The organism is Citrobacter sp. Cpo103 (assembly GCF_030332605.1).
Lineage (GTDB): Bacteria > Pseudomonadota > Gammaproteobacteria > Enterobacterales > Enterobacteriaceae > Citrobacter > Citrobacter portucalensis.
In genome coordinates this window covers 19,465-39,948 of record NZ_JAOWHO010000017.1, presented here as the reverse complement: position 1 = coordinate 39,948, position 20,484 = coordinate 19,465, and the positions used below count along the sequence as shown (strand labels likewise).

At 54.5% G+C, this 20,484-nt stretch carries 22 protein-coding genes; 12 read left to right on the top strand and 10 right to left on the bottom strand.

The window, feature by feature from the left end; all coding sequences use genetic code 11:
- The first annotated feature begins 72 nt into the window (after positions 1 to 72).
- Positions 73 to 417, top strand: coding sequence for a nitrous oxide-stimulated promoter family protein (locus OGX89_RS00810; RefSeq protein WP_003825888.1), 345 nt, complete (start codon positions 73 to 75; stop codon positions 415 to 417).
- Between the two features lie 122 nt (positions 418 to 539).
- Here OGX89_RS00810 and OGX89_RS00805 read toward each other — a convergent pair whose 3' ends face one another.
- From OGX89_RS00805 to hypA, 7 genes are all read right to left on the bottom strand, one after another.
- Entirely contained in the window at positions 540 to 968 is a 429-nt protein-coding gene (locus OGX89_RS00805) for a TOBE domain-containing protein (protein WP_003825890.1), read from the bottom strand.
- A 44-nt stretch (positions 969 to 1,012) separates the two neighbouring features.
- Positions 1,013 to 3,091, bottom strand: a complete 2,079-nt coding sequence (gene flhA, locus OGX89_RS00800) for a formate hydrogenlyase transcriptional activator FlhA (protein WP_032944751.1) — start codon at positions 3,089 to 3,091, stop codon at positions 1,013 to 1,015.
- Between the two features lie 220 nt (positions 3,092 to 3,311).
- Positions 3,312 to 4,322 carry a hydrogenase maturation carbamoyl dehydratase HypE gene (gene hypE / locus OGX89_RS00795; RefSeq protein ID WP_003825897.1) on the bottom strand — a complete coding sequence of 337 codons (1,011 nt, stop codon included), beginning with the start codon at positions 4,320 to 4,322 and terminating at the stop codon, positions 3,312 to 3,314.
- A complete protein-coding gene (gene hypD / locus OGX89_RS00790; protein ID WP_003825899.1) occupies positions 4,319 to 5,440 on the bottom strand; it encodes a hydrogenase formation protein HypD in 1,122 nt (373 codons plus the stop codon). Before hypD ends, hypE begins: the two co-directional genes overlap by 4 nt.
- On the bottom strand, positions 5,441 to 5,713 hold the full coding sequence (hypC, locus tag OGX89_RS00785; RefSeq protein ID WP_003037411.1) for a hydrogenase 3 maturation protein HypC: 273 nt from the start codon (positions 5,711 to 5,713) through the stop codon (positions 5,441 to 5,443). It abuts the gene before it with no gap.
- Complete coding sequence (hypB, locus tag OGX89_RS00780) at positions 5,704 to 6,576, bottom strand: hydrogenase nickel incorporation protein HypB (RefSeq protein WP_003037409.1); 873 nt, start codon at positions 6,574 to 6,576, stop codon at positions 5,704 to 5,706. Before hypB ends, hypC begins: the two co-directional genes overlap by 10 nt.
- 103 nt (positions 6,577 to 6,679) lie before the next feature.
- Positions 6,680 to 7,051 (bottom strand): hydrogenase maturation nickel metallochaperone HypA, encoded by a 372-nt coding sequence (gene hypA, locus OGX89_RS00775; RefSeq protein WP_003825904.1) that lies wholly within the window; start codon positions 7,049 to 7,051, stop codon positions 6,680 to 6,682.
- Between the two features lie 198 nt (positions 7,052 to 7,249).
- Between hypA and hycA the strand changes: the two genes are divergently transcribed.
- The 9 genes from hycA to hycI all read left to right on the top strand — a co-directional run bounded on the left by hycA (position 7,250) and on the right by hycI (position 15,128).
- A complete protein-coding gene (hycA, locus tag OGX89_RS00770) occupies positions 7,250 to 7,708 on the top strand; it encodes a formate hydrogenlyase regulator HycA (protein WP_003825906.1) in 459 nt (152 codons plus the stop codon).
- Positions 7,709 to 7,851: 143 nt separating this feature from the next.
- Positions 7,852 to 8,463 (top strand): formate hydrogenlyase subunit HycB, encoded by a 612-nt coding sequence (gene hycB, locus OGX89_RS00765; protein WP_003825909.1) that lies wholly within the window; start codon positions 7,852 to 7,854, stop codon positions 8,461 to 8,463.
- Positions 8,460 to 10,286 carry a formate hydrogenlyase subunit 3 gene (gene hycC / locus OGX89_RS00760; protein WP_003825912.1) on the top strand — a complete coding sequence of 609 codons (1,827 nt, stop codon included), beginning with the start codon at positions 8,460 to 8,462 and terminating at the stop codon, positions 10,284 to 10,286. Before hycB ends, hycC begins: the two co-directional genes overlap by 4 nt.
- Before the next feature lie 2 nt (positions 10,287 to 10,288).
- A complete protein-coding gene (locus OGX89_RS00755) occupies positions 10,289 to 11,212 on the top strand; it encodes a respiratory chain complex I subunit 1 family protein (RefSeq protein WP_003825914.1) in 924 nt (307 codons plus the stop codon).
- A gap of 17 nt (positions 11,213 to 11,229) precedes the next feature.
- Complete coding sequence (gene hycE, locus OGX89_RS00750; RefSeq protein WP_125112823.1) at positions 11,230 to 12,939, top strand: formate hydrogenlyase subunit HycE; 1,710 nt, start codon at positions 11,230 to 11,232, stop codon at positions 12,937 to 12,939.
- Between the two features lie 9 nt (positions 12,940 to 12,948).
- Positions 12,949 to 13,491, top strand: coding sequence for a formate hydrogenlyase complex iron-sulfur subunit (locus tag OGX89_RS00745; protein ID WP_003825918.1), 543 nt, complete (start codon positions 12,949 to 12,951; stop codon positions 13,489 to 13,491).
- Positions 13,491 to 14,258 (top strand): formate hydrogenlyase subunit HycG, encoded by a 768-nt coding sequence (hycG, locus tag OGX89_RS00740; RefSeq protein WP_003037388.1) that lies wholly within the window; start codon positions 13,491 to 13,493, stop codon positions 14,256 to 14,258. Before OGX89_RS00745 ends, hycG begins: the two co-directional genes overlap by 1 nt.
- Entirely contained in the window at positions 14,255 to 14,665 is a 411-nt protein-coding gene (locus OGX89_RS00735) for a formate hydrogenlyase maturation HycH family protein (RefSeq protein WP_003037385.1), read from the top strand. Before hycG ends, OGX89_RS00735 begins: the two co-directional genes overlap by 4 nt.
- The gene (hycI, locus tag OGX89_RS00730; RefSeq protein WP_003037382.1) at positions 14,658 to 15,128 is read left to right on the top strand and encodes a hydrogenase maturation peptidase HycI; all 471 of its coding nucleotides are present in this window, start codon (positions 14,658 to 14,660) and stop codon (positions 15,126 to 15,128) included. The genes OGX89_RS00735 and hycI overlap by 8 nt, the downstream gene beginning before the upstream one ends.
- A 56-nt stretch (positions 15,129 to 15,184) precedes the next feature.
- On the opposite strand, the gene OGX89_RS00725 is transcribed toward hycI, so the two are convergent.
- The 3 genes from OGX89_RS00725 to ascF all read right to left on the bottom strand — a co-directional run bounded on the left by OGX89_RS00725 (position 15,185) and on the right by ascF (position 18,498).
- On the bottom strand, positions 15,185 to 15,424 hold the full coding sequence (locus tag OGX89_RS00725) for a SymE family type I addiction module toxin (protein WP_008785630.1): 240 nt from the start codon (positions 15,422 to 15,424) through the stop codon (positions 15,185 to 15,187).
- A 172-nt stretch (positions 15,425 to 15,596) separates the two neighbouring features.
- Positions 15,597 to 17,021, bottom strand: coding sequence for a 6-phospho-beta-glucosidase (locus OGX89_RS00720; protein ID WP_125112837.1), 1,425 nt, complete (start codon positions 17,019 to 17,021; stop codon positions 15,597 to 15,599).
- 22 nt (positions 17,022 to 17,043) lie between these two features.
- Entirely contained in the window at positions 17,044 to 18,498 is a 1,455-nt protein-coding gene (gene ascF / locus OGX89_RS00715) for a PTS cellobiose/arbutin/salicin transporter subunit IIBC (protein WP_003825926.1), read from the bottom strand.
- A 264-nt stretch (positions 18,499 to 18,762) separates the two neighbouring features.
- On the opposite strand from ascF, the gene OGX89_RS00710 reads away from it, so the two are divergent.
- Positions 18,763 to 19,776 (top strand): LacI family DNA-binding transcriptional regulator, encoded by a 1,014-nt coding sequence (locus tag OGX89_RS00710; protein ID WP_125112836.1) that lies wholly within the window; start codon positions 18,763 to 18,765, stop codon positions 19,774 to 19,776.
- A 145-nt stretch (positions 19,777 to 19,921) separates the two neighbouring features.
- On the top strand, positions 19,922 to 20,467 hold the full coding sequence (gene hydN, locus OGX89_RS00705) for an electron transport protein HydN (RefSeq protein ID WP_003037366.1): 546 nt from the start codon (positions 19,922 to 19,924) through the stop codon (positions 20,465 to 20,467).
- Positions 20,468 to 20,484: the final 17 nt, after the last annotated feature.

Here is a 20,484-nt window from a genome sequence, read left to right as displayed (position 1 = left end):
AAGCGGTACTCGGGTCTTGGTTGCCTTCATGATTAAGGTGTATTATTTATGCAACTTAATTGTGGAGGCATCATGTCCGGCAAACGCATTGCACGTGAAAAAATGACGATCCAGAGAATGATTTCGCTCTACGAGAGCCAGTGCCCGCAGGCTTCAGACGAGCCGGGGCATTACGATGCGTTATTTGCCTATGCGCAAAAGCGCCTCGACAAGTGCGTATTTGGTGAGGAAAAACCGGCCTGTAAACAGTGTCCAGTGCACTGTTATCAACCGGCTAAACGCGAAGAGATGAAGCAAATTATGCGTTGGGCTGGGCCGAGAATGCTCTGGCGTCACCCGATTCTGACCGTACGCCACCTGATTGATGACAAACGTCCAGTGCCGGAGTTACCCGAGAAGTACCAGCGGAAAAAATAAGGTCGCTGTGCGCCGGATGGCGGCTGCGCCTTATCTGGCCTACGAGAATAAGTGCATCTGCCGCGTAGGCCCGATGCGCATTGCGCCATCGGGCAACTTAGCCATGCGGTGATGAATGGCGATTACGCTTTGGTGGCAATCAGAATAGCTGAGGCTTTGATCAGCGCAACAACACGGCTTCCCTGACTCAGTTTCATCTCTTGCTGACTTTCGTTGGTGACGACGGCAACAATCTCGAAGCCTGCGTCAGTTTTGATATGTACGGTGGCGTTGACTGCGCCTTCTGTGACCTGGGAAACACTGCCAGCAAACTGGTTGCGCGCAGAGAACTTCAGACCACAGTCTTCAGTTGCCAGCGTCACCCATGGCGCTTTAATCAGAGCAATTGCTTCTTTCCCTTTCGCCAGACCCAGCGCCTGCTGGCTGCTATGGGTTACAATCGCGACCAGTTTTGCGCCGCCAGCCAGCGTCAGTTCAACTTCATCATTCACTGCGCCCGTAGCGACTGCGCTCACCGTACCGGTTAATTGATTACGTGCTGATACCGCCATACTGCCTCCTTTCGTTGAGATATCACCCAGTATAGCCACACTAGCTAAACCAGTGCATCCTTATCAATACCCAATCTCTTCATGCGTGAGAGTAACGTTGTACGTTTCAGCCCCAGCCTTTGTGCCGCGCCTTTGGGACCGGCAACCACCCCGTTGGTTTCTTTCAGTACGCGCATAATCAACTGGTATTCATCTTCACCGTCCTGTGCAACTTCGGTTGCCACCGGAGGCGTAGACGGCGTCAAAGGGGCAATATCCGGAAGGGACAGTTGCAGTACGTTGCCTCGGGTAAGCAGAACCGCACGTTCCACCACGTTTTCCAGCTCACGCACGTTACCCGGCCATTCCATACAGCTCAGCGTGCGCAGAGCCTCGGCGGGAATACTGTCGATATTGCGTCCCATCCGACGAGCAATTTTAAAGGTGAAGGCTTTTACCAGCAGCGGAATATCTTCCGGGCGCTCACGCAGCGGCGGCAGATGGATCGGGAAGACGTTCAGTCGGTAATACAGATCGTTACGAAATTCGCGATCGGCAACCATCTTCTTCAGATCGCGGTTGGTCGCGGCGATCAAGCGCACGTCGGTCTGGATCAGCTTATTACTGCCCAGGCGTTCAAATTCCTGCTCTTGCAGAACCCGCAGTAGCTTAGGTTGAAGCTCCAGCGGCATATCGCCAACTTCATCGAGGAACAGCGAACTTTTATCTGCCAGCTCGAAACGACCAATCCGCTGCGTGCTGGCACCGGTAAACGCGCCACGCTCGTGACCAAACAGATCGCTTTCCAGTAATCCGGCAGGCATTGCCGCGCAGTTCATCTTCACCATCCGACGGGCGTTACGTCCGCTCAGGTTGTGAATGGCTCGTGCGATCAGCTCTTTACCCGTTCCGGTCTCACCCAGAATCAAGACGGTGCTGTCGCTTTGCGCCACCATTTCGACCTGCTTGAGTACGCTGTACATCGCTTCGCTGCGACCAATGATTTCGCCGAACTCACTCTCTACGTTGTTGAGTTGTTCAGTCAACGCCAGGTTTTCATCGACCAGACGTTCCTTCAGGCGGTGGATCTCCTGATAGGCGAGGGCGTTATCCACGGCAATTGCCACACGCTCGGCAATCTGGCGCAATAGCTTGAGGTTGGCGGTAGTGAAAACTTTCTCTTCGCACTGTGCCAGTTTGAGTACGCCGAGCATAGTATTGCCGGACATCAGCGGTAGCAGACACAGGGTTTGTAGCTGGTTGCCCCAGGTTTCGAACAGCATCCGTTCGTAAGGGGCAAGGATGTCACGTTCGCTCAGGTTAATCAGCAGCATCTCTTTGCTTTTGAAGACCCGTTCAGAGAGCGTTCCCGCTTCGTCCACTTCACTCTGTTCGTGTGCCGGATGATGTTCATCCAGATAGTGAGTGGAATAGATACTGAGTTTATTTTTGCGATCGCTGCGTAACACGATGCTGATGGCATCGATGTCGAAGTAGTGGTGGATCTCTTTGGCGACTTCGCTGACCAGCTCATCAATATCCAGTCGGGAGAGCACGGCATTGGTGATGGCGACCAGGATGCGAAAGTTGTCACGCTCACGACACAGCAGATCGTAATCGACGTTGTTGCTGACTCTGCTTTGAATTTGTTCAGCAACGACGCCGACTATCTGAGTGAAGGTCTGTAGACGGTTATATTCTTTTTCACTCCACGGACGGTCTTCGTTACGGATGAATTCGCAACCGCCAAAGATGCGCCCATCTGCCGCCAGCGGCAGCAGGCAGTAGTGGCCAAATTCAGAATACAGTCCACCTGAAGCCAATTGTGGCCATGTTTCCGTAAACTCATGATAGTTGCAGTGCAACGCATCAGGGCGAGACAAAATACGGCGTACCGGACCATGTGCCAGCACCGTTTCGTCTTCATAATCGATGGGTTTACCATTTTCACGCGTTGCAAAATAACGCGCACGTTGCGTTTGTGCCTGCCATAAGACAATAGCCGCGCAGTCGGCCAGCGCTGAACGCTTGACCAGCTGCGAAAGCGCCTCGCTAAGAGACGGGAGATCGGGCTGCTGTAATAATGTACGAGTAATATCGAACAGGCCTTGCTGTCCGAGGTCACTCATCGGTGTATACGACATATTGCTTTTCCAGGGAAAGCACCGCAGAACGGTGCGAAAACGGTAAATGAATTATAGGTATAAGTCGTAAATTATTGCCGGATGGCCTGCCACTGAACTGGCCAGGATATACAATCCGTTGGCCCGATCAGCAAAGCGGTATCAGGCATAATGCAGCATTAATGCCGGATGTTGACGCTAATGCGTCTTATCCGGCCTACAGCATGCTGCCAACCGGCTGCTAGCATATACGAGGTAATGGTTCGGCGTGTGGTAAATCGAGGGTTCGTTTCACGCCGTAGAGTCCGGCAAGACGAACACCTTTGCGTTCGACCACTTCACCAATCATTGCAGCATCGCACCCTAACGGATGCGCGCGCAGCGCGGCAAGTACGGTTTCAGCGGCCTGGCGTTCAACGGCAATCACTAGTTTGCCTTCGTTAGCAAAGTTGAGCGCATCCAGACCCAGCAGCTCGCAAACGCCACGCACCGCAGGCTTCACGGGCAGGGCAGCTTCAGACAGCTCAATACCAAATCCGCATGCAGCGGCAAATTCATGCGTGACCGCATTCACGCCGCCACGGGTGGCGTCACGTAGCGCCTTCACGCCAGGAATATCACGCAGCGTCTGGATAAGCGGCGTTAATACCGCGCAATCGCTGACCAGTTCGCCATCCAGACCTAGCTGTTCACGTAGGTTAAGGATAGTTGCGCCGTGATCGCCAAGAGAGCCACTTACCAGCAGCACATCACCCACGCTGAGAGTCTGTGCACCCCAGTGAATGTTGGCGGGAATTGCCCCCATTCCGGCAGTGTTAATGAACAGCTTGTCTGCTGCACCACGCTGCACGACTTTGGTATCGCCAGTCACGATGGCGATACCTGCTTCGCGTGCGGTTGCTGCCATGCTGTTAACAACGGTTTTCAGTGTCTCCATCGGCAGGCCCTCTTCGAGGATAAAACCGCAGGAGAGGTAGCGTGGAATAGCTCCGCTGACCGCCACGTCGTTAGCCGTACCGCAGATGGCCAGCTTGCCGATATTGCCGCCGGGGAAGAACAATGGATCGATAACGTAGCTGTCAGTTGAAAACGCCAGACGGTCGCCTTCTGCCACCAGTTGTGCCAGTTCCAGACGCGCTTGATCTTCTTGTTCCGCCAGCCACGGATTCGCGAAAGCCTCCATAAACAGACTGTTGATCAACTGCTGCATAGCCTGACCGCCGCTACCGTGGGCGAGTTGTACGCTGTTCATGCTTCACACTCCTGCTGACGATACTGATACCAGGCGGCACATGCGCCTTCTGAGGAGACCATCAGGGCGCCAAACGCGGTCTCCGGGTTACACGTTTTGCCAAATAACGGGCACTGATGTGGTTTACATCTGCCCGTCAGCACTTCCCCACAACGCGCGCGCGGATCGTCATACACCTGCTGCGGCGCTGGCTGGAAATGTGCTTCGGCATCAAAGCGCTGATAGTCCGGCGTCAGGTGAACGCCAGAGGATTCGATAACGCCCAGACCGCGCCATTCGCTGTCACCATTGACGCAGAACACCTCGGCAATGGCCTGTTGCGCTAACGCGTTACCGGCATCCGGTACCACGCGGCGGTACTGGTTTTCTACCTGGCTTTGGGCTGCAATTTTCTGCTCAATTAACATCACTACGCCTTGCAGGAGATCGAGCGGTTCGAAACCGGCGACCACCAGCGGGCGATGGAAATCTGAAGCAATGAAGTTGTAGGCGTCGGTGCCAATCACCATGCTGACGTGGCCCGGTGCTAAAAAGGCGTCGATACCGTTGTCCGGCTGTTCCAGCAGGCTACGCAGCGTAGGGATAAGCGTGATGTGCTGGCAGAAAAAGTAAAAGTTCTGCACGTCACGCTGCTTTGCCTGTTGCAGGGTGATAGCGGTCGTTGGCATTGTGGTTTCAAAACCCAGGCCAAAGAACACCACTTTACGCGTTGGGTTTTCCTGTGCCAGCTTCAGTGCATCCATCGGTGAATAGACAATACGGATATCCGCACCGCGCGCCTTGGCTTGCAGCAGGGAGCCTTGCTTACCCGGGACGCGCATAGCGTCGCCAAAGGTGCAGAAAATCACTTCTGGATGGCTGGCAATTTCTACACAGCTGTCGATTCTGCCCATTGGCAGAACGCAAACCGGGCAACCCGGACCATGAATAAACTCCACGTTTTCCGGTAACAACTGGTCGAGCCCGAATTTGAAGATAGCGTGGGTATGACCACCACAAACTTCCATGATTCGCAGCGGGCGTTCAGCCGTGTAGGAGAGGTGGGCGGCACGTTCACACAGGTGCTCTATCAACTGCATCACCTGCTCTGGTGCGCGGTATTCGTCAACAAAACGCATTTATTTTTCCTCGCCGTACAGCAACGCGCCGACATCCGGCTCAACGTCAAACATGTTTTGCAGCGCGTCGAGCGTATCGCGCGCTTCAGCTTCATTAATGATGCTCATGGCAAAACCGACGTGGACCAGTACCCACTGGCCGAGGCGCGGTTGGCCATGTTCATCACAGCTACCGACCAGCGTCAGGTCAACGTCGCGCTGAATACCGCAAACGTCGACTTTGGCCTGGTTGCCATCAATGGTGCGGATTTGACCCGGAACACCTATGCACATCGCTGCGTCTCCAGCCAGGAGAGCCATTGATCCATCCCTTCACCACTGGTGGCGGAAATTAGGATAATCTCAATCCCCGGGTTCACTTCCCGGGCGCTGGCGATGCATTTTTCAACGTCAAAATTGAGGTACGGCAGTAGGTCCACTTTGTTGAGCAGCATCAGCGATGCGGCGGCAAACATATGCGGGTATTTCAGCGGTTTGTCTTCACCTTCGGTTACTGAAAGCACGGCCACTTTATGGCGCTCGCCGAGGTCGAAGCTGGCCGGGCAGACCAGGTTGCCGACGTTTTCAATGAACAGAATACCGTTATCGTCAAGCGGCAAACGCGGCGCGGCGTCAGCAATCATTTGTGCGTCAAGGTGGCAACCTTTACCGGTGTTGACCTGAATGGCGGGTGTGCCAGTGGCGCGAATACGGGCGGCATCGTTCACCGTCTGCTGGTCACCTTCAATAACGGCGCACGGCACGCTATCTTTCAGCTTCATCAGCGTTTCGGTCAGCAGGGTGGTTTTACCAGAGCCCGGGCTTGAAACAAGGTTCAGTACCAGATGCTGACGGGCCGCAAAGCGGGCACGGTTGCGCTCGGCGAGGCGGTTGTTTTTGTCCAGTACGTCAATTTCCACTTCCAGCATACGGCGTTGGCTCATACCTGGTGCGTGGGTTCCTGCCTCACCGTGACCGTAGTGCAAATCGCCTTCTTCGGTCTGGCTCGGTGTGAAATTTGAGGTCTTCACACCGGTAATATTCAGCGCCGGACGAGCCGCTGGGGCAAATGGCGCGCTGCGAAACGCCGAGTGGGGATTATGCTCATCACCCTCTATATACAGGTTGCCTTCAGCGCAACCACATGTCGTACACATCGCTCACTCCTGATCTTTTTACTTGCGATACATCTGTTGCCGGATGGCTGCGTTGCCTTATCCGGCCTACAAACGAGCTCTTTCTGTAGGCTGGATAAGACGCTTAAGCGTCGCCATCCGGCGCTGGAGTTTCATCTATTTCAATACGTCGAATCTGTAAGCCGTCATCGGCCACAATTCTCAGCATATCGCTGTTGCATTGCGGACATCGGCGCACGCGTTGCGTCAGTAACGTGACGTATTGCTGACAAGATTCGCACCAACATTCGGCTTCTTGTTCTTCGAGGTGGAGTTTACAACCTTCTGCAAGGGTCCCGCGGCATACCAGATCAAAACAAAAGGAGAGAGCGCTGGTTTCTACGCAAGAAAATGCGCCAATTTTGAGCCAGACCCCAGTTACTCGCTGAGCACCGTGTTGCGTGGCCTGTTGTTCAATCAATTCCAGTGCCCGTTGGCAGAGGGTTATTTCGTGCATACCGCCTCCTGTGAAGTTGCCGTATTAAAAGCAATAAGCATGCCAGGTTGAATTTTTTCATTTGTGACAATGACGACGATGACGAAATGACATGTCGTCACCCGCCTTTGATTTTTTATCTATATGAAAATTAAGTGATTTAATTTTGGCATGAAATGTGCTTAAGGCTGTTCATCTCTGCTAAACGGGTAACCTGACATGACTATTTGGGAAATAAGCGAAAAAGCCGATTACATCGCTGAACGGCATCGTCGCCTACAGGACCAGTGGCGTATTTACTGCAACTCGCTGGTTCAGGGGATCACCCTGTCAAAAGCGCGTTTGCATCATGCGATGAGCTGCGCGCCGGACAAGGATCTCTGCTTCGTCCTTTTTGAACACTTCACTATCTACGTCACGCTGGCGGACGGCTTTAACAGCCATACCATCGAATACTACGTCGAAACGAAAGACGGTGATGATAAACAGCTGATTGCACAGGCAGAATTGACTATCGACGGTAAGGTCGATGAGCGTATTAGCAACCGCGATCGCGAGCAGGTGCTGGATCACTATCTCGAAAAAATCGCCACCGTCTACGACAGCCTGTACACCGCGGTTGAGAACAATATGCCGGTGAATTTAAGCCAGCTGGTTGAGGGACATAGCCCGGCTTAAGCCTCGGGTGCTGCCCACTTTGTCATGGTGCGGTCTACATACTGCATCACGACGTTTTAGGGAATGGGCATGTCGAAAAATGTCGAAATGACATTTGGTAGACATGTTTTCGTCAAAAATGACTATCACCTGAGGAATGCCTGGTGAATCGTTTTGTAATTGCTGACTCCACTCTTTGTATTGGCTGCCACACCTGTGAAGCCGCCTGCTCAGAGACACATCGCCAGCATGGCCTGCAGTCAATGCCGCGCCTGAAAGTGATGTTAAATGAAAAAGAATCCGCGCCGCAGCTTTGCCACCAGTGTGAAGATGCGCCTTGCGCCACCGTGTGTCCGGTTAATGCCATTAACCGCGTTGATGGCGCCGTACAGCTGAACGAAAGCTTGTGCGTAAGCTGCAAACTGTGCGGGATCGCTTGTCCGTTTGGCGCGATAGAGTTTTCCGGTAGCCGTCCGCTACATATTCCGGCAAACGCCAATACGCCAAAAGCGCCTCCGGCTCCGCCAGCGCCTGCTCGCGTGAGTTCGCTGTTGGACTGGGTTCCCGGCGTTCGTGCCATCGCGGTGAAATGCGATCTGTGTAGTTTTGACGAGCAAGGTCCTGCCTGCGTGCGCATGTGTCCGACCAAAGCCCTGCATCTGGTGAGCAACATGGATATCGCCCGCGCCAGCAAGCGTAAGCGTGAGCTGACTTTCAATACCGATTTCGGCGATCTCACCTTGTTTCAGCAGGCTCAGAGTGGGGATGCAAAATGAGCGCAATTTCACTGATTAACAGCGGCGTAGCCTGGTTTACAGCGGCTGCGGTTCTGGCATTTCTGTTTTCATTTCATAAATCGCTGAGCGGCTGGATTGCTGGAGTTGGCGGTGCGGTCGGCAGCCTGTGTACGGCAGCCGCGGGTTTTACCGTTCTGACTAATGCGCTGGCGGTGAGCGGCGTGATGCCGTTTATTGGTCACAGTCTGCAAATTACTCCGCTGAATGCTATCTGGCTGATTACGCTGGGCCTGTGCGGCCTGTTTGTCAGCCTGTACAACATTGACTGGCATCGTCATCCGCAGGTGAAAGCTAACGGCCTGCTGGTGAATCTGCTGATGGCCGCGGCGGTATGTGCGGTGGTTGCCAGCAACCTCGGTACGCTGGTGGTGATGGCGGAAATCATGGCGCTGTGTGCCGTGTTCCTTACCGGATGCAGTAAAGAAGGCAAACTGTGGTTTGCACTGGGGCGTATTGGTACGCTACTGCTGGCGGTCGCCTGCTACCTGGTGTGGCAACGTTACGGCACTCTGGAGCTGCGTCTTCTTGACCTGCGCACCCAGGAGCTGCCGCTCGGGTCTGACATCTGGCTGCTGGGCGTGGCTGGTTTTGGCCTGCTGGCCGGCATTATTCCGCTGCACGGTTGGGTGCCACAGGCACACGCCAATGCCAGCGCACCGGCTGCGGCGCTGTTCTCTACCGTCGTCATGAAGGTTGGTCTGCTGGGTATTCTCTCCCTGTCGTTGCTGGGCGGTAACGCGCCGCTGTGGTGGGGGATTACGCTGCTGGTGCTGGGCATGATCACCGCGTTTGTTGGCGGTCTGTATGCGCTGATGGAGCACAACATCCAGCGTCTGCTGGCGTACCACACGCTGGAAAACATCGGCATTATTCTGCTGGGTCTGGGTGCTGGCGTGACCGGAATTTCCCTGAATCAACCGGCGCTGATTGCGCTGGGTTTGACCGGCGGTCTGTATCATCTGGTTAACCACAGCCTGTTCAAAAGCGTTCTGTTCCTGGGTGCAGGCAGCATCTGGTTCCGTACCGGTCATCGTGATATCGAAAAACTGGGCGGTATCGGTAAACGTATGCCGGTTATCTCGCTGGCGATGCTGGTTGGTCTGATGGCGATGGCCGCGCTGCCGCCGCTGAACGGTTTTGCCGGTGAGTGGGTTATCTACCAATCCTTCTTTAAGCTCGGCAATAGCGGCGCATTTGTCGGTAGCCTGTTAGGACCGTTGCTGGCGGTAGGGCTGGCAATTACCGGCGCGCTGGCGGTGATGTGTATGGCGAAAGTCTATGGCGTTACGTTCCTTGGCGCACCGCGCACGAAGGAAGCTGAAAATGCCTGCTGCGCGCCAATCCTGATGGGGGTGAGCGTCGTCGCGCTGGCTATCTGCTGCGTGATTGGCGGCGTTGCTGCGCCGTGGCTGCTGCCGATGATCTCCTCTGCCGTTCCGCTGCCGTTGGAAACCGCGAACACCACCGTTTCTCAGCCAATGATCACGCTGCTGCTGATCGCGTGTCCGCTGCTGCCGTTCATCATCATGGCCATTTTCAAAGGCAACCGTCTGCCATCGCGTTCACGCGGTGCGGCGTGGGTGTGTGGTTACGATCACGAGCAGTCAATGGTGATTACCGCGCACGGTTTTGCCATGCCGGTGAAAGAAGCTTTTGCCCCGGTACTCAAACTGCGTAAATGGCTGAACCCGGTATCACTGGTTCCGGGCTGGCAGAATGCGGCTGCACCGGTGCTGTTCCGTCGCCTGGCGCTGATTGAGCTGGCGGTGCTGGTGGTGATTGTGGTTTCACGAGGAGCCTGAGAATGAGTGTTTTATATCCGTTAATTCAGGCGCTGGTGCTGTTTGCCGTTGCGCCGCTGCTGTCCGGTGTTACCCGCGTGGCGCGTGCGCGTTTGCACAATCGCCGCGGTCCGGGCGTTTTGCAGGAATACCGCGACATTATCAAACTGCTGGGCCGTCAGAGCATTGCGCCTGCGGATTCCAGCTGGGTTTTCCGCCTGACGCCGTTTGTGATGGTGGGCGTGATGCTGACTATCGCCACTGCGTTGCCGGTTGTGACCGTTGGCTCGCCGCTGCCACAACTGGGTGATCTGATCACCTTAATTTACCTGTTCGCCATCGCCCGTTTCTTCTTCTCTATCGCGGGACTGGATACCGGTAGCCCGTTTACCGCCATTGGCGCCAGCCGTGAAGCGATGCTCGGCGTGCTGGTTGAACCTATTTTGCTGCTGGGACTGTGGGTAGCGGCACAGGTTGCGGGTTCAACCCATATCAGCAATATCGCCGATACCATTTACCACTGGCCTGCTGCGCGCAGCATCCCGCTGATTCTGGCACTGTGCGCCTGTGCTTTCGCCACCTTTATCGAAATGGGCAAACTGCCGTTCGATCTGGCGGAAGCAGAGCAGGAGTTGCAGGAAGGTCCATTGACTGAATACAGCGGCAGCGGTTTTGCCGTGCTGAAATGGGGCATTAGCCTCAAACAGCTGGTCGTTCTGCAAATGTTCGTTGGCGTGTTCCTGCCGTGGGGACAGATGGAAACCTTCACCGCCGGTGGGCTGCTGCTGGCGCTGGTGATTGCCGTCGTCAAGCTGGTCCTCGGCGTGCTGGTCATCGCCCTGTTCGAAAACAGCATGGCGCGTCTGCGTTTTTGCGCCACTTCACGCGTGACCTGGGCCGGTTTTGGGTTTGCGTTTTTAGCGTTCGTCTCCTTGCTGGTGGCGTGATTTAAGAGAGTTTGAGCATGTCTGAAGAAAAATTAGGTCAACAATATCTCGCTGCGCTGCACCAGGCCTTTCCGGGCGTGGTGCTGGATGAAGCCTGGCAGACCAAAGATCAGCTGACGATCACCGTCAAGGTGAACTACCTGCCGGAAGTGGTTGAGTTCCTGTACTACAAACAGGGCGGCTGGTTATCCGTGCTGTTTGGTAACGACGAACGTCAGCTGTGCGGTCATTACGCCGTTTATTACGTGATGTCGATGGAGCAAGGCACCAAGTGCTGGATAACCGTCCGCGTTGAAGTCGATGCCAATAAACTGGAGTTCCCGTCCGTCACGCCGCGCGTTCCAGCAGCGGTCTGGGGCGAGCGTGAAGTGCGCGACATGTACGGTTTGATCCCGGTTGGTTTACCGGATGAGCGCCGTCTGGTGCTACCGGATGACTGGCCGGATGAACTCTATCCGCTGCGTAAAGACAGTATGGATTATCGTCAGCGCCCGGCGCCGACTACCGATGCTGAAACCTACGAGTTCATCAACGAACTGGGCGACAAGAAAAATAACGTGGTGCCGATTGGCCCGTTGCACGTCACCTCCGATGAACCCGGTCACTTCCGCCTGTTCGTTGACGGCGAGAACATTATCGACGCCGATTACCGTCTGTTCTATGTCCACCGCGGCATGGAGAAACTGGCGGAAACCCGTATGGGTTATAACGAAGTGACGTTCCTGTCGGATCGCGTGTGCGGCATCTGCGGCTTTGCGCATAGCACCGCTTATACCACCTCCGTTGAGAATGCGATGGGCATCGTGGTGCCGGAACGTGCGCAGATGATACGCGCCATTCTGCTGGAAGTTGAGCGTCTGCACTCGCACCTGCTCAACCTCGGCCTGGCCTGTCACTTCACCGGTTTTGACTCCGGCTTTATGCAGTTCTTCCGCGTGCGTGAAACGTCGATGAAGATGGCGGAGATCCTCACTGGGGCACGTAAAACCTACGGTTTGAACCTGATCGGCGGTATTCGTCGTGACCTGCTGAAAGAAGATATGATCCAGACCCGTCAACTGGCGCAGCAGATGCGTCGTGACGTGCAGGAACTGGTCGATATGCTGCTCAGCACGCCGAACATGGAACAGCGTACGGTTGGTATTGGTCGTCTGGATCCGGAAATTGCCCGTGACTTCAGTAACGTCGGCCCGATGGTTCGCGCCAGCGGCCACGCACGTGACACCCGCGCCGATCACCCGTTTGTCAGTTATGGTCTGCTGCCGATGGAAGTTCACAGCGAGCAGGGCTGCGACGTTATTTCTCGCCTGAAAGTCCGTATCAATGAAGTCTACACCGCGCTGAATATGATCGACTTTGGTCTGGATAACCTGCCGGGCGGCCCGCTGATGGTGGAAGGCTTTACCTATATTCCTCACCGTTTCGCACTGGGCTTTGCTGAAGCGCCGCGTGGAGATGACATCCACTGGAGCATGACCGGCGACAACCAGAAACTGTATCGCTGGCGCTGCCGTGCGGCGACTTACGCCAACTGGCCGACGCTGCGCTACATGCTGCGTGGCAATACCGTTTCCGATGCCCCGCTGATTATCGGTAGCCTCGATCCTTGCTACTCCTGTACTGACCGTATGACTGTGGTCGATGTGCGTAAGAAGAAGAGCAAAGTCGTGCCGTACAAAGAACTTGAGCGCTACAGCATCGAGCGTAAAAACTCGCCGCTGAAATAAGGAATCGCCATGTTTACCTTTATCAAAAAAGTCATCAAAACCGGGGCGCCGACGTCGTCGTATCCGCTGGAGCCGATTGCGGTCGATAAAAACTTCCGTGGCAAACCGGAACATAATCCGCAGCAGTGCATCGGCTGTGCGGCCTGTGTGAATGCGTGCCCGTCGAACGCGCTGACGGTAGAAACCGATCTGGTCACCAATGAGCTGGCGTGGCAGTTCAACCTTGGGCGCTGCATTTTCTGCGCCCGCTGCGAAGAAGTCTGCCCGACAGCGGCAATCAAGCTGTCGCAGGAGTATGAGCTGGCGGTGTGGAAGAAAGATGATTTCCTGCAGCAGTCTCGTTTTGGGCTGTGCAATTGCCGCGTATGTAACCGTCCGTTTGCGGTGCAAAAAGAGATTGATTACGCCATTGCGCTGCTTAAGCACAACGGTGATACCCGCGCGGAAAATCACCGTGAAAGCTTTGAGACCTGCCCGGACTGTAAGCGCCAGAAATGTCTGGTGCCGTCTGACCGTATTGAACTGACTCGCCATATGAAAGAGGCCAGCTGATGAGCAATTTATTAGGCCCACGTGACGCCAACGGTATTCCGGTACCGATGACGGTGGATGAATCCATTGCCAGCATGAAAGCGTCGCTGCTGAAAAGCATTAAGCGTTCAGCGTATGTTTACCGCGTGGACTGCGGCGGCTGCAACGGTTGCGAAATCGAAATCTTTGCCACGCTTTCTCCGCTGTTTGATGCCGAACGTTTTGGCATCAAAGTCGTACCGTCACCGCGCCATGCGGATATTCTGCTGTTTACCGGCGCGGTAACTCGTGCCATGCGCTCTCCCGCGCTGCGTGCCTGGCAGTCTGCGCCAGATCCGAAAATTTGTATCTCTTACGGTGCCTGCGGTAACAGCGGCGGTATCTTCCACGACTTATACTGCGTATGGGGCGGCACGGACAAAATCGTACCGGTGGACGTGTATATTCCTGGCTGTCCGCCGACGCCTGCGGCAACGCTGTACGGTTTTGCCATGGCGCTGGGTCTGCTGGAGCAAAAAATTCACGCGCGTGCGCCGGGTGAACTGGACGAACAGCCGGCGGAAATTCTGCATCCGGACATGGTTCAGCCGCTGCGCGTGAAAGTGGATCGCGAGGCTCGCCGTCTGGCGGGATACCGCTATGGTCGCCAGATTGCTGATGACTATATGACGCAGTTAGGGCAGGGCGAGCATCAGGTGGCGCGTTGGCTGGAAGCGGAAAACGATCCGCGTCTGACCGAGATCGTCACGCATCTTAATCATGTTGTCGAAGAGGCGCGTATCCGATGAGTGAAACGGTGGTGTTCAGTCAACTGAGCCGTAAGTTTATTGATGAGAACGATGCGACGCCCGCTGAGGCGCAGCAGGTTGTCTATTACAGCCTGGCGATTGGTCACCACCTTGGGATCATCGATTGCCTGGAAGCGGCGTTAACTTGTCCATGGGACGAATATCTGGCATGGATTGCTACCCTTGCTGAGGGAAGCGAAGCCCGCCGGAAAATGGAAGGCGTGCCAAAATACGGCGAGATCGTTATCGATTTCAACCATGTGCAAATGCTGGCGCGCGCGTTCGATGATGCGCGTGCCGTGCAGACCCCGCAGCAGCAGGAGTGGAGCAAGCTGATGCTTAGCATGCTGCACGACATACACCAGGAAAGCGCCATCTATCTGATGGTGAGGAGACACCGTGACTGACGTTTTATTATGTGTGGGTAACAGCATGATGGGCGATGACGGCGCGGGCCCGCTGCTGGCTGAAATGTGTGCTGCAAATCCTCAAGGCAACTGGGTTGTCATCGACGGCGGTAGCGCGCCGGAGAACGATATTGTCGCCATCCGCGAGCTGCGCCCGCAACGTTTGTTGATTGTTGATGCCACCGATATGGGGCTGAACCCAGGCGAAATCCGCATTATCGATCCCGATGATATTGCCGAGATGTTCATGATGACCACCCACAACATGCCGCTGAACTACCTGGTAGATCAGCTGAAAGACGATGTTGGTGAGGTAATTTTCCTCGGCATTCAACCGGACATCGTCGGTTTTTACTACCCGATGACACAGCCGATCAAAGATGCGGTTGATACCGTCTATCAGCGATTAGCCGGTTGGGAAGGACACGGTGGATTCTCCGAGCTGGAAGCGCCAGAAGAGTAAACCGTATCAGTGCCGGATGTGAAAGACATCCGGCCTGTTTTCCCTGTGTATCCTCGTCATTCAATTGCCTGCTCAATAATTAACTTCCCCTGCATCACTGATACATTCACTGCCGTACCGGTCGGAAATCCAGCTTGTTCCAGCCAGTCGCCGTTCAGCGTGAGCGAGGCGTGACGACTGATTCGTCGCGTATAACCCGTTTTTGGATCTTCATGGCGTTTTCTGACATAGCTGACTTTCAAGCGACGTACCGGTTTGGTGATTGCCACCGCTGTTTTGCCCTTTTTATCAAACATGCACGCTTCCTTGTGGTGAATGGCCAGGATTAAAAACTACTGAATAAAATGCCAGTAAAAAAGGGGGAGGGCAAACGTGAAACTGGAAGGACGATTCCAAATCCGGAATGTAATAAATGAAATGAAAATATGTACTTTTGCCGGAAGGCTGTAACCCCCTCCGGCAGATCCGTCATGCCAGATCGGCACCGTTACTGGCGATGACTTTTTTGTACCACCAGAATGATTTCTTGCGTGTACGTGCCAGCGTGCCGTTGCCCGCATCATCGCGGTCAACATACACAAAACCGTAGCGTTTGCTCATCTCACCGGTTGAGGCAGAAACCAGATCGATACAGCCCCAGGTGGTGTAACCCATCAGCGGCACGCCATCTTCAATCGCGTCTGCCATGGCGCGAATATGTTCGCGTAAATAGCTGATGCGATAGTCGTCATTGATCTCACCGTTAGCATCGATTTCATCTTTCGCTCCCAGCCCGTTTTCCACCAGAAACAGCGGTTTCTGGTAGCGGTCATACATCATATTCATGGTGATGCGCAGGCCGAGCGGATCGATTCCCCAGCCCCATTCGCTGGCGGCAATGTACGGATTACGCAGCGACTTCACCACGTTGGCAGCACTGGTATTGCCCGTGTTCATTTCAGCGGAGGCGCAGCGCGATGCGTAATAGCTGAACGAGACGAAATCGACGGTGTTTTTCAGGATGTCGTCGTCTTCCGGGGCTTTTTCGATTATCACGCCTTTTTCGCGAAACACGCGGGCAGAGTAAGCCGGGTAGGCCCCGCGCGCCTGCACATCAATAAAGAACAGGTTTTCACGGTCTTTTTCCAGTGCGGTCCACACATCTTCCGGCTTACACGAGTAAGGATAAAAATTACCGCCAGCCAGCATACAACCGACCTGGTTTTGCGGATTAATTTCATGAGCTATTTTAGTCGCAAGGGCGCTGGCTATCAGTTCGTGGTGAGCGGACTGATATTTCACCTGATCCTGATTTTCACCTTCTTCAAATACCAGCCCTGCGCCTGAAAAGGGGCTGTGCAGCATGATGTTGATTTCGTTGAACGTCAGCCAGTACTTCACCAGACCGTCAAAGGCCTCGAAGCAGGTACGGGCGTAGCGGGTAAAGAACTCCACCATTTTGCGGTTACGCCAGGAGCCGTACTCAGTGACCAGATGCATAGGCACATCGAAGTGACACAGCGTGACTAATGGCTCAATACCGTATTTTTTACACTCGGCAAACACGGCCCGATAAAACGCGATTCCGTCTTCATTCGGCGTCAGCTCGTCGCCGTTAGGGTAGAGGCGGCTCCAGGCAATGGAAGTACGAAAAACCGTAAACCCCATTTCCGCCATCAGCGCGATATCTGCTTTATAGCGATGATAAAAGTCGATCGCCTGATGGCTGGGATAAAATTCGTCATCCCGCAGCGTAAAGCGCCTTTCCTGACCCAGTTTGACGGGCATGCGGTGTGTGCCGTGGGGGATCATATCGACGGTAGTCAGCCCTTTGCCGCCTTCCCGGTATGCCCCTTCAGACTGGTTGGCGGCCAGTGCGCCGCCCCATAAAAATCCTTGCGGAAAAACAGACATAATTAACCTCAGTTCATACCAGTCAAATGCTGGCTCCATTGATATTGCCCGGTTGTGCGGCCTGGTTTTTTCTGGCCTGCGCGGCTGCATCTTCGACAGGAATATCTTCAAAGCCGAGAATCAGCGTTAGTACAAAAGAAAGCACTACCGCCAGCGCCATCACGCCAAATACCCAAACGATGGTCATCGGATTGGCCGGATCGAAAAACTGGACGCTGGTGAACAGACCTGGAGCCGCCATGGAGTGGCTTGCAAGCCCGGCCATTCCAGCAACAGCACCGCAGATAAAACCGCTGATAAGGCTCGCAATCAGCGGACGTTTCAGGCGGATTGCCACGCCATACAGCGCGGGTTCGGAAATGCCCGCCATGATGGCTGAGGCGGCGGCCGCTAACGCCGTCTGGCGCAGCTCCGGGTTTTTGGTTTTCCATGCCACTGCCAGCGATGAACCACCTAACGACAAATTGGCGCCAATTTCCGATGGCATTACCATGCCTTCTTTTCCGGTTTCGGCAATGGTCTGAATAATGGTTGGCGTAAAGACACGGTGCATACCGGTCATTACCAGCAGCGGCCACAGCGCGCCCATAATGGCTACCGACAGCCAGCCGAGATAGCCGTGGATGGTATAGACCAGCGCTGAAATCGCGCTACCGATCCAGATACCGATCGGGCCAATGATGACGATGGCTAGCGGGGCGGCGATCAGCACGATCAGCATCGGTTTGAGGAAGTTTTTGGTCACCGCCGGAGTTATACGATCGACCCAACGTTCGATGTATGACAAGCACCAGGTCATGACCAGCGCCGGGATCACCGTGTAGGTGTATTTCACCGCCGTCACTGGGATCAGGGCAAACTCAACGTGCTCACCCTGCGCGGCCTTCGCCATCAGGTCGATAAAGCTGGGATGCACCAGTACGCCCGCGATGGCGATAGCCAGCGACATGTTGGTTTTGAATTTGATAGCGGCCGACGCGGCGACCATCAGCGGCAGGAAGAAGAATGCGCCGTCACCGATAACGGTCAGAATGGTGAGCGTGGACGATCCTTTCACCAGCACGCCAGTCATTTCCAGAACCATCGCCAGCAGCTTGAGCATTGATCCGCCGATAATCGCCGGGATCAACGGCGACATAGTGCCGATCAGCGCATCAAGGATCCCCGCGCCAATCCGCTTCAGCGTCAGTCGGGGTTTGATTTGCGGCTCAGCAGGCTGCATGTTGGCAGGCAACAGGCTGACCACTTCACGATACGCCTGCGAAACGGTGTTGCCGATAATCACCTGACACTGGTTCTCGTTACGCACCACGCCGAGCACGCCAGTGAGGGTTTTCAGCGTAGCACTGTCGACCAGCGAGTCATCTTTGAGAACGAAACGCAAACGGGTCATACAGTGGGTCACTGCTGTGATGTTGTTGACGCCTCCCAGAGCCGTCACAACGGAGCGCGCCAGCGCTGCATAATTCTTGGACATCGGATTTTATCCTGTTTTATCAGTAGAGTACGTTATGTTTTATCCGTTTACGTGGGTCGCTTTTCTGAGTTGATGAAACGCAGATAGGAAACCGGTTCCACAAAATCATGTTTAAATTGCATTAACTGATCAAGGTTTAATTTTGATCATTTTTTGTAATTGTGACTCCGATCACCAGATGTCAGCGTCTGTGATTTAGCAGCAAGGACAGCGGCAAAACGGTGAAGTACACTGCGTCACATTGAGAGAAAAGGGATGAGTAATATGACCACGATGCTGGAGGTGGCGAAGCGTGCCGGGGTGTCGAAAGCGACGGTTTCCCGGGTGCTTTCCGGAAACGGCTATGTCAGCCAGGAAACCAAAGACCGCGTGTTTCAGGCCATTAAAGAGAGTGGTTACCGCCCAAATTTGCTGGCGCGCAGTCTGGCGGCGAAAACCACGCAGACGCTGGGTCTGGTGGTAACGAATACCCTTTATCACGGCGTCTATTTCAGCGAGCTGCTGTTTCATACCGCGCGGATGGCGGAAGATAAAGGACGCCAGCTGTTACTGGCTGACGGTAAGCACAGCGCTGAGGAAGAGCGCCAGGCGATCCAGTACCTGCTCGACCTGCGCTGTGACGCGATTATGATTTATCCGCGTTTTCTCAGCGTGGATGAGATAGACGATATCATCGATGCCCACAGCCAGCCGATTATGGTGCTTAATCGACGCCTGCGGAAAAACAGTAGCCACAGCGTATGGTGCGATCAAAAGCAGACCAGCTTTAACGCCGTTACTCAGCTCATTGCCGCCGGGCATAAAGAGATTGGTTTTATTACTGGCTCGATGGATTCGCCAACCGGCGTGGAGCGACTTTCAGGTTATAAAGACGCGCTGGCACATCATGGTATCGCCCTAAATAATGATCTGATTGTTAAAGGGAAATGGACGCCAGCCTGCGGCGCTGCGGGTGTGGATACTTTGCTTTCGCGCAAGGTCAATTTTACCGCATTGGTGGCCAGCAATGACGATATGGCGATCGGCGCGATGAAGCAGTTGCACGGGCATGGTGTGAGCGTTCCCGCACAGGTGTCGGTGATTGGCTTTGATGATATCGCCCTCGCGCCATACACTATTCCGGCGCTTTCCAGCGTTAAAATTCCGGTAACAGAAATGATTCAGGAAACGATTGGGCGCCTGATCTTTATGTTGGGTGACGGGGCGTTTACGCCGCCAAAAACTTTCACCGGTGAATTCATTGCGCGCGACTCAGTTGCGCCTCCCGCTTCGCGCTGACGGCTGTCATTTGTCATCGTCACTAGTGACGATGACACACCCTTCTTGCGTACTTCAAAACAAAATTCCTTTAATAACAGCAAATTAAATTCTGGCACGATTTGTGTATGTTTCGGCAGATATTCTGTCATTGCTGGAGAAATTGATGAACCGTTTCATCATTGCAGACGCCAATAAATGCATTGGTTGCCGTACCTGTGAAGTGGCCTGCGTGGTATCCCATCAGGATAACCAGGACTGCGCATCGCTGACCCCTGAAACCTTTTTACCCCGCATTCACGTCATCAAAGGCGTTAATGTCTCCACGGCGACGCTGTGCCGCCAGTGTGAAGACGCGCCGTGCGCTAACGTCTGCCCGAACGGTGCGATCAGCCGTGATAAAGGCTTTGTCCACGTAATGCAGGAACGTTGCATTGGGTGTAAAACCTGCGTTGTGGCTTGTCCTTACGGCGCAATGGAAGTGGTCGTGCGTCCGGTTGTGCGTAACAGCGGCGCGGGTCTGAACGTCCGTGCAGAAAAAGCGGAAGCCAATAAGTGCGACCTGTGCCACCATCGTGAGGCCGGTCCTGCCTGTATGGAAGTGTGCCCGACTCACGCGCTGATTTATGTGGATCGCAATAAGCTTGAGCAACTGAGCGCGGAAAAACGTCGTCGCGCTGCGCTGGATTCCACCGCATCTTTGCTGTTCTGATATCTGAAAATCCGCGT